Annotated in this window: 10 protein-coding genes, 1 rRNA gene and 2 pseudogenes; 6 read left to right on the forward strand and 7 right to left on the reverse strand. The window is 59.0% G+C overall.

Features of this window, described 5'->3' with window-relative positions; all coding sequences use genetic code 11:
- Nucleotides 1–248, reverse strand: a pseudogene (locus tag B5E60_RS13120) (3-phosphoshikimate 1-carboxyvinyltransferase); the annotation flags it as partial.
- Between the two features lie 530 nt (nucleotides 249–778).
- Nucleotides 779–1,570, reverse strand: a pseudogene (gene lptB, locus B5E60_RS13125) (LPS export ABC transporter ATP-binding protein); the annotation flags it as partial.
- A 94-nt stretch (nucleotides 1,571–1,664) separates the two neighbouring features.
- On the opposite strand from lptB, the gene recQ reads away from it, so the two are divergent.
- The 5 genes from recQ (at nucleotide 1,665) to rsmA (ending at nucleotide 5,383) form a co-directional block, all read left to right on the forward strand.
- On the forward strand, nucleotides 1,665–3,857 hold the full coding sequence (gene recQ, locus B5E60_RS13130) for a DNA helicase RecQ (RefSeq protein WP_087312353.1): 2,193 nt from the start codon (nucleotides 1,665–1,667) through the stop codon (nucleotides 3,855–3,857).
- A 65-nt stretch (nucleotides 3,858–3,922) separates the two neighbouring features.
- A complete protein-coding gene (locus B5E60_RS13135) occupies nucleotides 3,923–4,147 on the forward strand; it encodes a hypothetical protein (protein ID WP_087312355.1) in 225 nt (74 codons plus the stop codon).
- 3 nt (nucleotides 4,148–4,150) lie between these two features.
- Nucleotides 4,151–4,348 carry a hypothetical protein gene (locus B5E60_RS13140; protein ID WP_087312357.1) on the forward strand — a complete coding sequence of 66 codons (198 nt, stop codon included), beginning with the start codon at nucleotides 4,151–4,153 and terminating at the stop codon, nucleotides 4,346–4,348.
- Nucleotides 4,349–4,352: 4 nt separating this feature from the next.
- A complete protein-coding gene (locus B5E60_RS13145) occupies nucleotides 4,353–4,595 on the forward strand; it encodes a hypothetical protein (RefSeq protein ID WP_087312359.1) in 243 nt (80 codons plus the stop codon).
- Nucleotides 4,592–5,383 carry a 16S rRNA (adenine(1518)-N(6)/adenine(1519)-N(6))-dimethyltransferase RsmA gene (gene rsmA, locus B5E60_RS13150; protein WP_087312361.1) on the forward strand — a complete coding sequence of 264 codons (792 nt, stop codon included), beginning with the start codon at nucleotides 4,592–4,594 and terminating at the stop codon, nucleotides 5,381–5,383. Before B5E60_RS13145 ends, rsmA begins: the two co-directional genes overlap by 4 nt.
- Nucleotides 5,384–5,503: 120 nt before the next feature.
- Here the strand turns inward: rsmA and B5E60_RS13155 are convergent, their stop codons facing one another.
- Together B5E60_RS13155 and B5E60_RS13160 are read right to left on the reverse strand one after the other, a co-directional pair.
- Nucleotides 5,504–6,778: a M16 family metallopeptidase gene (locus B5E60_RS13155; protein WP_087312363.1), complete on the reverse strand. Its 1,275-nt coding sequence runs from the start codon at nucleotides 6,776–6,778 to the stop codon at nucleotides 5,504–5,506.
- Nucleotides 6,775–8,013: a M16 family metallopeptidase gene (locus B5E60_RS13160; RefSeq protein ID WP_087312365.1), complete on the reverse strand. Its 1,239-nt coding sequence runs from the start codon at nucleotides 8,011–8,013 to the stop codon at nucleotides 6,775–6,777. The genes B5E60_RS13155 and B5E60_RS13160 overlap by 4 nt, the downstream gene beginning before the upstream one ends.
- A 377-nt stretch (nucleotides 8,014–8,390) precedes the next feature.
- On the opposite strand from B5E60_RS13160, the gene nifJ reads away from it, so the two are divergent.
- Nucleotides 8,391–11,936, forward strand: a complete 3,546-nt coding sequence (nifJ, locus tag B5E60_RS13165; protein ID WP_087312367.1) for a pyruvate:ferredoxin (flavodoxin) oxidoreductase — start codon at nucleotides 8,391–8,393, stop codon at nucleotides 11,934–11,936.
- A 216-nt stretch (nucleotides 11,937–12,152) separates the two neighbouring features.
- Here nifJ and B5E60_RS13170 read toward each other — a convergent pair whose 3' ends face one another.
- The 3 genes from B5E60_RS13170 to rrf form a co-directional block, all read right to left on the reverse strand.
- The gene (locus B5E60_RS13170) at nucleotides 12,153–12,593 is read right to left on the reverse strand and encodes a hypothetical protein (protein WP_087312369.1); all 441 of its coding nucleotides are present in this window, start codon (nucleotides 12,591–12,593) and stop codon (nucleotides 12,153–12,155) included.
- Between the two features lie 115 nt (nucleotides 12,594–12,708).
- Nucleotides 12,709–13,434 carry a porin family protein gene (locus B5E60_RS13175; protein ID WP_087312371.1) on the reverse strand — a complete coding sequence of 242 codons (726 nt, stop codon included), beginning with the start codon at nucleotides 13,432–13,434 and terminating at the stop codon, nucleotides 12,709–12,711.
- An 807-nt stretch (nucleotides 13,435–14,241) separates the two neighbouring features.
- Nucleotides 14,242–14,328: ribosomal RNA gene (gene rrf / locus B5E60_RS13180) — 5S ribosomal RNA — on the reverse strand; the annotation flags it as partial.

A 14,328-nucleotide genomic window follows, 5' to 3' on the forward strand; every position in this document is an offset into this window, starting at 1 on the left:
AGCGTCCGGCCGTGGGGATTCAGACCGCCGCGGATCGAGAGCGACGTGGCGTCGACCTGTTCGACGCGGGCGCCGAGCGTACGGATGCAGTGCAGCGCCGAGCGCGTATCGTCGCAGAATTCCAGATTGCGCAACACCGTGGGTTCTTCCGAGAGCAGGGCCGCAGCCAGAGCACGCTGTGCATAACTTTTCGAGCAGGGCGGCGTCAGCGTGCCTTTGACGCGGCCTGGCGGAACCGTTTTGTCCATATACCTATCAACCTACTAACCTTCTGTCCTTCTGTCCTTCTGTCGGCAGGCCTCCACGAGCAAGGAACGAGGCCTCTTCGACCGCCCGGCTCGCAATCGCCCTACTTCACAACCGCCCCGTCTCACAACCGCCCCGCTTCACAATCACCCCATCTCACAGCCGCTCCCTGTCTCACAGCCGGGAAGCCCTCCAACCATTCGCCTCACTGCCTCACAGCCGGGAAGCCCTCCAACCATTCGCCTCACTGCCTCGCAGCCGGGAAGTCCTCCAACCATTCGCCTCACTGCCTCACAGCCGGGAAGCCCTCCAACCATTCGCTTCTCCTCCCCCCCCTCTCGGGCGGTTCTCAATGCTTGTCACCGCGAATCTCGTCGACCGCCTTCCGAGCCTCATCGACCGCCTTGCGGGCTTCAACTTCGGCCCGGTCGGCCTCATCGACCGCCAGGCGGGCCTCTTCATCGGCCTTCTGCGCCTCATCGACCGCCTTGCGGGCCTCATCCACCGCCTTGCGAGCCTCCTCCGAGGCCGCCTGGCGCAACTCTTCGCCCTTGCGGTTCTTCATCTCCTGGGTCAACTGGTGGCTCTTCTTCAACTCGAAGTGCTGTCCGAGGTAGACCTTGCGCACCATCGGGTCGGCGGCCAACTCCTCGGCCGTACCCGTCTTGAGGATCCTGCCCTCGTAGAGCAGGTAGGTGCGGTCGGTGATGGCCAGCGTCTCGTCGACGTTATGGTCGGTGATGATCACTCCGATGTTCTTGTGCTTCAGAGTCGCCACGATCGACTGGATATCCTCCACGGCAATGGGGTCCACCCCGGCGAAGGGTTCGTCCAGCAGGATAAAGGCCGGATTGATGGCCACGGCCCGGGCAATCTCCGTACGGCGCCGTTCGCCGCCCGAGAGCTGGATACCCAGACTCTTGCGAACCTTCTGCAGGCGGAACTCCTCGATGAGCGCCTCGACGCGCTCGTTCTGGTACTCCTTCGAGTAGTCGGTCATCTCCAGCACGGCGCGGATGTTCTCCTCGACGGTCAGCCGGCGGAAGACCGACGCCTCCTGGGCCAGATAGCCCACGCCCAGCTGGGCCCGACGGTAGACCGGCAGCGAGGTCAGCTCGCTGACCTGGCCCTGGTCGGTCTCCAGAAAGATCCGGCCCTCGTTGGGTTTGATGAGCCCCACGATCATGTAAAAGGTGGTGGTTTTACCCGCTCCGTTGGGGCCGAGCAGGCCGACGATCTCGCCCTGATTCACATCAATCGACACATGGTCGACAACCGTTCGGGCCTTGTATTTCTTGACCAGTTCGCTGGTGTAAAGTCGCATGACGCAGGATATAATTTTTTACAAAGTTATGCTTTTTTCCGAAAAAATTTTTATCTTTACGTTGAATTTTCTTTTAAAGCATACAAACGGCGAAATGAAACAGTTCGATTCATCCCTGCTGCATGACAAGCTGAAGGAATATTTCGGCTTCTCGTCATTCAAAGGGAATCAGGAGGCGGTAATCCGCAACGTGCTGGAGGGCAAGGATACTTTCGTGCTGATGCCTACGGGCGGCGGCAAATCGTTGTGCTACCAGTTGCCCGCACTCCTGATGGACGGCGTAGCGATCATCATCTCGCCGCTGATCGCCCTGATGAAGAATCAGGTCGACTCCATGCGCACTTTCTCGGCCGAATCGGGCATCGCCCACTTCCTCAATTCGTCGCTCAACAAGACCGCCGTGGCCCAGGTGCGCCAGGACGTGCTCGACGGCAAGACCAAACTGCTCTATTTCGCCCCCGAATCGCTCACCAAGGAGGACAACGTCGCCTTCCTGCGTAAAATAAAGGTGTCGTTCTACGCCATCGACGAGGCCCACTGCATCTCGGAATGGGGACACGACTTCCGCCCCGAGTATCGCCGTATCCGCCCGATCATCAACGAAATCGGACAGGCCCCGCTGATCGCCCTCACGGCTACGGCAACGCCCAAGGTGCAGATGGACATCCAGAAGAACCTCGGCATGACGGATGCCCGGGTCTTCAAGTCGTCGTTCAACCGCCCGAACCTCTACTACGAGATCCGCCCCAAACACAACATCGACCACGAAATCATCCGCTTCATCAAACAGAACGAGGGCAAGAGCGGCATCATCTACTGCCTGAGCCGCAAGAAGGTCGAGGAGCTCACCGAACTGCTCATCGCCAACGGCATCCGCGCCCGGGCCTATCATGCCGGCATGGATGCCGCCACACGCGCCGCCAATCAGGACGACTTCCTCATGGAGCGGGTCGATGTCATCGTCGCCACGATCGCCTTCGGCATGGGCATCGACAAACCCGACGTGCGCTACGTGATTCACTACGACATGCCCAAATCACTCGAAGGATACTACCAGGAGACCGGCCGCGCCGGACGTGACGGCGGCGAAGGCTACTGCCTGGCCTTCTACAGCTACAAGGATATCCAGAAACTCGAGAAATTCATGCAGGGCAAGCCCGTCGCCGAACAGGAGATCGGCAAACTGCTCCTGCAGGAGACGGTCTCCTATGCCGAGAGTTCGATGTGCCGCCGCAAGACGCTGCTCCACTACTTCGGCGAAGAGTACACCGAGGACAATTGCGGCAACTGCGACAACTGCCGCAACCCCAAACCCAAGGTCGACGCCCGGGCCGCCCTGAAGATGGCTCTCGAGGCGTTGCGCGACATCGGCGACAAGTTCAAGTCCGACTACCTGATCAACGTGCTCGTGGGCAAGAATACGGCGCTGATCAAAAGCTACGGCCACAACACCTCGAAATGGTTCGGAGCCGGCGCCGATCACGACGCACGCTTCTGGGGCGCCGTGCTGCGCCAGGGGCTGATCCTCGGACTGATCGACAAGAACATCGAAAACTACGGACTGATCTCGATCAACAAAAAGGGCGAGAACTACATCGCCATGCCCTACCCCGTGACCATCACCCTCGACCACGACTACGACGAGGAGGAGAAGGAGGCCGAAGCCGTCGCCCCGATGGGCAAGGGCGGAGCCGCCGACGAGGAGCTCTTCGCCATGCTGAAGGATCTGCGCAAGAAGGTCGCCAAACAACACGGCCTGCCGCCGTTTGTCATCTTCCAGGACCCCTCACTCGAGGATATGGCCATCCAGTACCCGATTACGCTCGAGGAGATGCAGAACATCACGGGCGTAGGTGCCGGCAAGGCCCGGAAATTCGGCGAGGAGTTCATCAAGCTCATCAAGGCCTACGTCGAGGAGAAGGAGATCATCCGTCCGCAGGATATGGTCGTCAAGGGAGTGGCCAGCAAGTCGGGCAACAAGATCTTCATCATCCAGTCCATCGACCGCAAGATGGATTTCGAAGATATCGCCCGGGCCAAGGACCTCGATTTCGACGAGCTGCTCACCGAAATCGAAGCCATCGTCAATGCCGGCACGAAACTCGACATCTCCTACTATCTGAAGGAGTTCATGGACGAGGACAAGATCCAGGACATCTACCTCTACTTCAAGGAGGATGCCGAGAGCGATTCGCTGGATGCCGCCATCGAGGAACTGGGCTCCGACTACACCGAAGAGGAGATCCGTCTGGTCCGCATCCAGTTCATCTGCGAACAGGGCAACTGACCCGGGGCCGGAGAGATCCAACCACACTCCGGATGAGAGATTGATAGAACCTAAAGACCACGCCTATGAACAAAAAGACCTTTACACTTGCCGTTGTTTTTCTGGTGTTGACGCTGGTATGGCTCGGAACCAATATCTATTGGCGCGTGACCCATTCCAACTGTGTGAATACATTCGATTTCATTGTGGGCATTCTCTTCGTGGCGGCAGCCGCGGGGATGGTCTACAACGAATACCACAAGAAAAAGCGCAAACACCTCGACGAGGTGGACAAGTACAAAATTCCGTAGCCGATGCGAACGATCGACCGAATGATGGCCATTCTGGCCGGTATGTTTTTTCTGGCTGCCGTGGTCTCGGCATGGCGCGTCACCATGGATGACGCACAGGAGTTGTGGTACCTTCCGGTACTGATGGCCCTGGCCTCGGCGGCCATGACGTTCGGAGCTCTGCAGCATCGGCGCCGCAAAACCGTAAAAAAAGAGGAATAACAGTATGAAGATCAATTTCATGCAGGTGATCCGCCTGGTCGGAATGGTAGTGGCCATCGCCGGAATCATCTACGCACTGGAATTCATGGAACGCGGCATTGCCGTCTGGTTCTGGGTGCTGCTGCTGGGCATCGGATTCGTGGGTCTGCTCTACACCTTCCGGCTCACGCAACGCCGTGCGGCCCGCGAGGAGCGTGCCCGTGAACGCAGTGAAAAGAAAAAACGCAGTCGCCGACCGAAAAAATGACCGAAGTACGCGCCAAAAAGTCTCTGGGCCAACATTTTCTGGTCGATCTGAACATTGCACGCAAGATTTGCGACTCGCTCTCGGGTGGGACACCCGAGGCACCCTGCCCGACACTTGAGGTGGGGTGTGGAATGGGTGTGCTCACGCAATTCCTGCTGCGGCGCGACGACCTTGTGACCTGGGGCGCCGAGATCGATACCGAGAGTGTCGAATATCTTCATGCGCACTACCCGGATTTCACACCCCGGCTGATCGAGGGCGATTTTCTGAAACTCGACCTGCGCGAGCGCTTCCCCGGGGGGCTGCACCTGATCGGCAACTTTCCCTACAACATCTCGTCGCAGATCTTCTTCAAGGTGCTGGAAAACCGCGATCTCGTTCCCGAATGCGTGGGGATGATCCAGAAGGAGGTAGCCGTGCGGATCGCCGAGCCGCCCGGATCGAAGGAGTACGGCATCCTGTCGGTGCTGTTGCAGGCGTGGTACGACATCGAGTACCTCTTCACGGTCAACGAGACGGTTTTCAACCCGCCCCCGAAGGTCAAAAGTGCGGTGATCCGCCTGCGCCGGAACGCCGTAAAGAGGCTCGACTGCGACGAAACGCTCTTCATCAAGGTTGTCAAGGCCTCGTTCGGACAGCGGCGCAAGATGCTGCGCAATTCGCTGAAGGCGGTCTTCGGCGACTTCGGCGGTGCGGAGCACCCCTTCTTCACACGGCGTGCCGAGACCCTGTCGGTAGCCGAATTTATCGAATTGACCCGCTGGGTGGCAGAACGGCTGAAGAACTGATCGAGGGCTGGCGGGGTATCAGAAACCCTCCATGGCCTACCCCCAAAAACCGACATCCCAAGCCGGCGGGGCGGGAGCGCGCGGAAGAGACTCGGAAACCCCATAGAGGTCTATCCGCCTCTAAAACCGGCTTCCCAAGCCGGCGGGGCCGGCCACAACCGTTACCAGATCCTCGCGGGCCAGATACTTGCGGGCCAGGTTCAGCACATCGTCCGGGGTCATGCTCCGGATGCGGCGGATGTTCTCGCCGATGATGCGGTTGTCGGTCCCGCAGAGGATATTCTCGATCGTGACGTCGGCAATGCCGAACGGCCCGTCGAGAATCCGCATCATCTCACCCGTCATCATGTTCTTCACCAGCGCAAGCTCCTCCTCCGGCATAGGATCCGTGCGCAGGAGTTCGATCTCGCGATAGATTTCCCCGAGCGCCTGGCGCGTCACATCGGTCCCGACCTGCGTCGCCACGGCAAAATAACCGGCCCGTTCGAAATTGACCATTGCAGCCACCACACCATAGGTATAACCGTTTCGTTCGCGGAGATTCTGCATCAGACGCGATCCGAAGTAACCGCCCAGAGCCGTGGCCACGACCTGCATTCCGACGAAATCGGGATGCTGCCGCGGGAAGAGCAGCCGTCCAAGCCGCAACGATGACTGCACGGCCCCGGGATGGTCGACAAACGCCTCATGAACGGTCTCCGGGGCCGGAAAGCGAGGATCCTCCACCACGCCTCGGCGCGGAAGCCGACCGGCCAAATTGCCCAAAGCCTGCAGTTCGTGGTCGCCGATGCGGCCGCTGCAGACGACAAAGCAACGTTCGGCCGTGTAGAAACGGCGGTAAAACTCCACGACATCCCGCCGCGTGAGCGAATCGTAGAGCTCCTCCGACGAAGAGATGCCGTAAGGGTGACGCGGCCCGAAGAGCGCCCGGGCAAAGGCCTCGCGGGCCTCGACATCGACTTTCGTGCGGTCGATCGCCAACCGCTGGCGACGTTTGGCGGCGTACGTACGCAGCTCCGCCTCGGGGAAGGCCGGACGGAGCAGAATCTCCTCGGCCACGGCGAGCGTATGGTCGAAAAATTTCGAGAGCGTGGCAAAACTGATATAGGCATAGTCGCGGTCGATATTCACGTCGTACCACGAGCCGTAGTAGTCCAATTGTTCGGCGATCTGCTGCGCCGAATGCTCGGTGGAGCCTTCGGCCAGGAGATTGGCCGCCGCCGAGGCCGAGAAGGGAACCGTCTGCACGGCCGATCCGGCCCGGAAGACAAACGAAAAGCGCAGCACCTCGAAATCCTCCGAGGCCAGCGTGTAAAGGGCCACGCCGTTGGCAAGCGTGTGTTTTTCGGCCAGCTGTATGTCAACTTCCGAAGGGGTAATGCGGGGCGGTCTCATTTTCGGGCACGGTAAATCAGGGTGGAACTGTTTTCGGGGCGCAGCACGCGGCTGCAGAACGAGCGTATGTCGTCGGGCGTAACGGCCTGGTAGCAGTCAACCTCCCGGTTGATGAAGGCCAGATCGCCGAGCAGTTCGTAAAATCCGAGGTTCATGGCCTTGTTCATGACATTGAGTTCGCCAAAGAGCGTCGTGGCCTCGAACTTGTTCTTGACCTTTTCGATCTCGTACTCCGTGGCGGCATCGCGCAGCAGGGAGTCGATCTCCTGGCGGAAGGCCGCCTCGACGGCTTCGGGAGTCGTTCCGGGGAGCAGCTGTCCCGTGAAGACGAACAACCCGGGATCGAGATCTCCCGTGACGTAGGCATTGACGCTCGAGAGCAGCTGCCGCTCCTTGACAAGCCGATTGTAAAGACGTCCCGAATCGCCGCCCGCCAACAGATCGGAGATCAGGTCGGCCGTCTGGAAATCGGGATCGCGGCGCCGTCCCATGTGGTAGGCCACGGAGACGGTCGTAGCCGGGACATCGCGTTCGACCTCGCGGCGCCGGGCCTCGCGCTGAGGCAGCTCCTGCGGAACGGGATCCGCAGCCGACGGCCGGTCGGCAAGCGGTCCGAACCACTTTTCGGCCAGCGCAAGCATCCGCTCCTCGTCCAGGTCGGCCGAGATCGACAGCACGGCATTCGAGGGGTGGTAGTGGCGCCGGTAGAAGGCCTCCACGTCGGCGAGCGTCGCCTGCTCGATGTGGTCGGGGGTCCGTCCGATCGTGGCCCAGCGGTAGGGATGGGTTCGGTAGGCCAGATCGCGCAGCAGCATCATCTGATCGCCGTAGGGCTGGTTGAGGTAGCGTTGACGGAACTCCTCGATCACCACGCGCTTCTCCGTTTCGAGCTTTTCGGGCGTAATGTCGAGCCCCTCCATACGGTCGCTCTCGAGCCAGAGCGCCGTTTCGAGATTGTCCTTCGGAAGGGTGATGTAGAAATCCGTATAGTCGTTGTTCGTAAAGGCGTTGTTGTCGCCCGAGGCCATCTGCACCGGCAGGTCGAAGTTGGGCACCTGACGCGTGCCGCGGAACATGAGGTGTTCGAACAGGTGGGCGAAGCCCGTGCGGGCCGGGTTTTCGTTGCGCGCCCCCACCCGGTAGAGGATGTTCACGGCAGCGAGTTTCGAGGCGCGGTCGCGGTTGACCACGACGACCAGTCCGTTGGCCAGCGTTTGTCGGATATAGGGAATCATGTCCGCAAAGGTAACAAAAAAGCGGCAGTCGATCAAACCGCGCGGCCGCCGGAGATGCCCCGCGGGGAAGCGGCCCGCACGAAGCGCCTCCCGCCGCGGGAGAGGGGCTCGAACGGAGGGTCGCCGAAGAGCACCCCGGGTAATGCATTATTGGTTAACCAGTTTCGCAAGTCGGTGATTTCCCGCTGGTTGGTGTTAAAAAAATAACAGTTTTGTTGTTATTTTTTTCACATCAAAAACGGCAAAAAATTACACGTTTTTGAACAAAAATAGACGTCGAATTTCCGCCGAAATTCGTATCTTTGCAACGCCCGAACGATTCGGGCCAAGCCATAAGAAGGAAAAAAACACACATATCATCCAAAATCTTAACTGAAATGGCAGAAAAGAAATTCATTACCTGTGATGGTAACTACGCTGCAGCCCACGTGGCCTACATGTTCTCGGAGGTGGCAGCCATCTACCCCATCACGCCGTCGTCGACGATGGCCGAACTCGTGGACGAGTGGGCCGCCCAAGGACGGAAAAACATCTTCGGTGAGACCGTGAAGGTCGTAGAGATGCAATCGGAGGCCGGTGCCGCCGGAGCCGTTCACGGCTCGCTGCAGAGCGGAGCCCTGACCTCGACGTTCACCGCCTCGCAGGGTCTGCTGCTGATGATCCCCAACATGTACAAGATCTCGGGCGAACTGCTCCCGGGAGTCTTCCATGTCTCGGCCCGCGCCCTGGCTGCCCAGTCGCTGTCGATCTTCGGCGACCACCAGGATGTCATGGCCACCCGTCAGACGGGCTTCGCCATGCTGGCTACGTCGTCCGTTCAGGAGGTGATGGACCTGGCCGGCGTTGCCCATCTGGTTGCCATCAAGTCGCGCGTTCCGTTCCTGCACTTCTTCGACGGATTCCGCACCTCGCACGAGATCCAGAAGATCGAACTCATCGACGAGGCCAAACTTACGGCGCTGCTCGACCGCGACGCCCTGAAGGCCTTCCGCGCCCGTGCGCTCAACCCCGAGCACCCCGTAACGCGCGGTACGGCCCAGAACCCCGACATCTACTTCCAGACGCGTGAGGCCGCCAACAAGTTCTACGAGGCCGTGCCCGACATGGTTGCCGACACGATGAAGGAGATCTCGAAGATCACCGGCCGCCAGTACAAGCCCTTTGTATATTATGGTGCCGAGGATGCCGAGAACATCATCATCGCCATGGGTTCCGTAACGGAGACCATCAAGGAGACGATCGACTACCTGCGCGCCAAGAAGGGCGAGAAGGTCGGCGTGATCACCGTACATCTCTACCGTCCGTTCGCGGTCAAGTACCTGATGGAGGTTCTGCCCAAGAGCGTCAAGCGCATCTGCGTGCTCGACCGCACGAAGGAGCCCGGAGCCAACGGCGACCCGCTCTACATAGACGTTGTCGAGGCCTTCGCCAACTGCAAGAATCTGCCGTGCGGCCAGATGCCGCTGATCATCGGCGGCCGCTACGGTCTCTCGTCGAAGGATACCACCCCGGCCCAGATGCTGGCCGTCTTCGAGAACATGAATCTCCCGGAGCCCAAGAACCAGTTCACCGTGGGTATCACCGACGACGTGACGTTCCGTTCGCTGCCCGTCGGCGAGGAGATCTCGCTGGCCAAACCCGGCACGTTCGAGGCTCTCTTCTTCGGACTGGGCGCCGACGGTACGGTGGGTGCCAACAAGAACTCGATCAAGATCATCGGCGGTTCGACCGACAAGTACTGCCAGGCCTACTTCTCCTACGACTCGAAGAAGTCGGGCGGCTACACGTCGTCGCACCTGCGCTTCGGCGACAAACCCATCACCTCGCCCTATCTGGTGACGACGCCCGACTTCGTGGCCTGCCACGTTCCGTCGTATGTCGACAAGTATGACGTGCTGAAGGGCCTGAAGCCCGGCGGCTCGTTCCTGCTCAACTCGGTTCACGACGCCGAGACCACCTGCGCCACGCTGCCCGACCACATGAAGGCTTACCTGGCCAAGAACAAGATCAACTTCTACATCATCAACGCCACGAAGATCGCCGCCGAGCTGGGTCTGGGATCGCGTACGAACACCATCATGCAGTCGGCCTTCTTCAAGATCGCCAACGTGATTCCGTTCGAGAAGGCCGTCGAGGAGATGAAGCACGCCATCCTGAAGACCTACGGAAAGAAGGGCGAGGATATCGTCAACATGAACTACGCAGCCGTTGACGCCGGCGGCAAGGAGGTCATCAAGATCGAGGTTCCGGCCGAGTGGGCCCAGATCGAGGACAAGGGCTTCCAGACGCCGTCGCACGCTTCGTATCCGGAGTTCGTGCGCAAGATCGTCGAGCCGATCAACGGCCTGAAGGGCGACGACCTGCCGGTATCGGTCTTCAACGGCCGTGAGGACGGTACGTGGGAGAACGGTACGGCCGCCTACGAGAAGCGCGGTATCGCCGTCAACGTACCGGAGTGGCAGATCGCCAACTGTATCCAGTGCAACCAGTGCTCGTATGTCTGCCCCCACGCAGCCATCCGTCCGTTCCTGGCCACCGACGAGGAGGCCGCCGCTTCGGGCATCGAATGGAAGCAGGGTCTGGGCGAGACGAAGGCCTACAAGTTCCGCGTGCAGGTATCGCCGCTCGACTGTACGGGTTGCGGCAACTGCGTCGACATCTGCCCGGCCAAGGGCAAGGCGCTGGTTATGCGCCCGCTCGAGGAGCAGATGCCGCAGGCCAAGAACTGGGACTACGTCACGAAGAATATCGGTTACAAGAACGTGGTCGACAAGACCAAGTCGGTGAAGAACCTGCAGTTCGCACAGCCGCTCTTCGAGTTCTCGGGAGCCTGCGCCGGCTGCGGCGAGACGCCCTACATCAAGGCGCTGACGCAGTTGTTCGGTGACAAGATGATGGTCGCCAACGCCACGGGCTGTACGTCGATCTACTCGGGTTCGGCACCTTCGACCCCCTACTGCACCAATGCCGAAGGCAAGGGTCCGGCCTGGGCCAACTCGCTCTTCGAGGATAACGCCGAGTTCGGTCTGGGTATGCACCTGGGTATCGAGAAGCTCCGCGACCGCATCCAGATGACGATGGAAGAGGCCATCGCCAACTGCACGAAGTGCTCCGACGAGCTGAAGGAGGTCATGAAGGAGTGGATCGCCAACCGCGGATCGTCGTCGAAGTCGGCCGAGGTTACGGCCCGTCTGATTCCGATGATGGAGGTCTGCGGCTGCGACTACTGCAAGAAGATTCTCGAGCACAAGGATTGGCTCATCAAGAAGTCGCAGTGGATCATCGGCGGCGACGGCTGGGGCTACGATATCGGTTACGGCGGTGTTGACCACGTACTGGCTTCGGGTCAGGATGTCAACATTCTGGTAATCGATACGGAGGTCTACTCGAACACGGGCGGTCAGTCGTCGAAGGCTACGCCGGTGGGCGCCGTAGCGAAGTTCGCATCGAGCGGCAAGCGGATCCGCAAAAAGGATCTGGGCGCCATGGCGATGACCTACGGCTACGTCTATGTGGCCCAGGTATCGATCGGCGGCTCGCAGCAGCAGCTGTTCAACGTGCTGAAGGAGGCCGAGGCCTATCCCGGCCCGTCGCTGATCATCGCCTACGCACCGTGTATCAACCACGGCATCAAGGGCGGCATGGCCCGCACGCAGACGGTTGGCAAAGAGGCCGTAGCCTGCGGATACTGGCACCTGTGGCACTACAACCCGCAACTGGAGACGGAGGGCAAGAATCCGTTCGTATTGGATTCGAAAGAGCCCGACTGGACGAAGTTCCACGACTTCCTGATGAAGGAGGTACGTTACACGTCGCTCCAGAAGTCGTTCCCGGCCGAAGCCGAGGAGCTCTTCCAGGCAGCCGAGGAGAACGCCAAGTGGCGTTACAACGGCTACGTTCGCCGCTCGAAGATGGAATACTAATCGTGGACCCCGGAAGGGGAAACCACCCGACACATTCGGAGACCGTGGAGTTGATCCACGGTCTCTTTTTTGTTCCGCCCGGAAGCCGGGCATTCCGAAGCGGGCTCCGGACCGGCAGCCACAAAAAAACGGAGCCCCCGCTGTGGAGGCTCCGTCCGGAACCCAATTTGAAAAAGCATCCCGACCTCGGCAAAAGGCCCGGATGGGACAAACGGATCAGTCGACCCGCTGGAAGATGGACTTCTCGGAGAGCCGTTTCCCACCCTCCTCGTAATACCAGGTCATGATGAGTTCCGAGGCGTTCAACTTCTCGATATAGGGCGGATTGTCATCGTCGGAAAGCCCGCCGTAAGTCCAGTAAAGCATCTGCGATCCGGTATCGAAGCGGTATCCGAACTCCTCCTTGGTACTTCCTTCGGTGGTGTCCCAGATCGTTCCCGTGGCATCGGCCCGGAATTCGATGTAGAAACTCTCCTCAAAGGTGTAGGGGTCGTACTCCCCCTCGACCTCCCCCTGGTCGTTGACCCACTCGTCATACTCCGAAGTGAGGAGCCATTTTCCGATCAACTGGTCGGGATTGACCCCGTCGCTATCTTTCGAGCAGCCGCTCCACAAGAGGACCGCCGCACAACAGAAAAAGAGAAACAGACGTTTCATAAATCTTCAAAGCCTTTGATTGAAAAATATCCTCTTCCGCTCCCGGGCAACCCATCCTTCTGCGGAACGGTTGTCCGGGAAGCAAAGAGGAAAAAGTGTTATCTCCTGCGGCGGATCAGAAGTTATAACCGACCTGAATCGAGAAGTTGCGGTTGTGGAATTTCGCCTCCTTACCCCACTCCTTGTCGATGGCCATATTCACGAGACCCAGATCGTAGACAATACCGACGTAATAGTGCTTCCGAAGGGTCACACCGGCACCGAACGAGAGTCCGAAATCGAACCGTTTGGCACCGAAACGGGCCTCGTTCTCGGTCGATTCACCGAAGAAGGGATATTTCTGGCTCTCGGACAGACCGTCGGAATCGCTGTACGAATCCTTGCATTTTCCACCCAGCCCAAAGGCAAAATGGGGGCCGACATGAACCTGCACATTCACCGACTCGCTCACATCGGCGCGGAACGAGGCCAATACGGGAATCTGCAGATACATGGGACGATATTTCGTGGAGGCTTCCTCGCTGTAACCCGCCTCACTGTAGGAGGACTTCTCCTTGGCACCGCGCGTCGTGAAGAGGAGCCCGGGCTGCACGTAGAAGCCGTTGGTGATCGGAATATCGACTACCGCACCGACTTGGAAGCCGACCCTCGAATTGAAGTCGAGCTTGTCGTCCGAATCGGGGCTGTATTGCCCGGCAATCTTCGAAACATTGAGACCGGCACGAACGCCGTAGGAGATTCCGCCCTTCTGATCCGAACCGAACATATCGCGGATCTCCTGAGCAGAGGCCGTCGCCATGCAACCGATGAGCAAAGCGACCATCATGAAGCATTTCTTCATTTTGATAGATGATTTGAACACATCCGGACTCCGGGGATGCAGTTGTCCAAAAAGAAAGTGTGGAGTCGTTCGTTTATCTGACGGGAGGCTCTGGTAAGCCCAAGGACAAATAAACAATACCCCACACCTGTATAGCAGAAGGCAGAGCACCTTTCATGCCGATACAAGTGATGAGTGCGTCGTTTTCCTTGTCCTTTGAAATTTACCAGATTTCCCGTCAAGGATAAAAGCGAAACACTTTCATCTAAAATATGTCACGTCGTATGCAACGACACGGCAAAGATAGAAAATGTTTTGCAAAGCACAACATCATCGGGGTATTGCGAAACAAATTTCGCAGAAATTTTGCAGAAAATCAATATTGACAATCTGCTTTGTTTGAATAAGATGGGAGATTACATACCGGAAGCAGAACAAGGCAGATGGAGAGTAGCCGCTCCTCACATCACTGCCCGGAGCCTCCAACCTCACGCCTATTGCACCGTGACACGCCTCTCGCCCGTCTCACGACAGATCTCAGGCCGGAGATCGCACCGACACCCGGATTACCACCGAAACACGGATTCGCTCAGGCGGCCCCGGTCAAGCAAAGGTCGATCACAGCCCGGAGCCTCCCGCCTCCATCCTGTCGCAGTTCTTACCGCGGAGCGTCAGCCAATCGTCACCATACACGTTTTTCCCCTCCCCCTCCCACTCCCACACCAGGCCCGTCGCCCATCGCTTGATGTCTCCCCACCACTCCTCTCCGCGCCGGGAGGGGATCGTTGCAGGACAAAAAAAAAGGTCAGACCTTACGATCTGACCTTGAAGAGGCGGCTACCTACTCTCCCACGGGATAACCGCAGTACCATCGGCGTAAGTGAGCTTAACTTCTCTGTTCGGAATGGGAAGAGG

Origin of the sequence: Alistipes sp. An116, from assembly GCF_002161005.1 — a bacterium.
Taxonomy (GTDB): domain Bacteria; phylum Bacteroidota; class Bacteroidia; order Bacteroidales; family Rikenellaceae; genus Alistipes; species Alistipes megaguti.

Excerpts from the sequence above, each read along its gene's own strand:
- recQ (WP_087312353.1), top strand. The coding sequence starts at position 1,665 with ATGAAACAGTTCGATTCATCCCTGCTGCATGACAAGCTGAAGGAATAT.
- B5E60_RS13135 (WP_087312355.1), top strand. The coding sequence starts at position 3,923 with ATGAACAAAAAGACCTTTACACTTGCCGTTGTTTTTCTGGTGTTGACG.
- B5E60_RS13140 (WP_087312357.1), top strand. The coding sequence starts at position 4,151 with ATGCGAACGATCGACCGAATGATGGCCATTCTGGCCGGTATGTTTTTT.
- B5E60_RS13145 (WP_087312359.1), top strand. The coding sequence starts at position 4,353 with ATGAAGATCAATTTCATGCAGGTGATCCGCCTGGTCGGAATGGTAGTG.
- rsmA (WP_087312361.1), top strand. The coding sequence starts at position 4,592 with ATGACCGAAGTACGCGCCAAAAAGTCTCTGGGCCAACATTTTCTGGTC.
- B5E60_RS13155 (WP_087312363.1), bottom strand. The coding sequence starts at position 6,778 with ATGAGACCGCCCCGCATTACCCCTTCGGAAGTTGACATACAGCTGGCC.
- B5E60_RS13160 (WP_087312365.1), bottom strand. The coding sequence starts at position 8,013 with ATGATTCCCTATATCCGACAAACGCTGGCCAACGGACTGGTCGTCGTG.
- nifJ (WP_087312367.1), top strand. The coding sequence starts at position 8,391 with ATGGCAGAAAAGAAATTCATTACCTGTGATGGTAACTACGCTGCAGCC.
- B5E60_RS13170 (WP_087312369.1), bottom strand. The coding sequence starts at position 12,593 with ATGAAACGTCTGTTTCTCTTTTTCTGTTGTGCGGCGGTCCTCTTGTGG.
- B5E60_RS13175 (WP_087312371.1), bottom strand. The coding sequence starts at position 13,434 with ATGAAGAAATGCTTCATGATGGTCGCTTTGCTCATCGGTTGCATGGCG.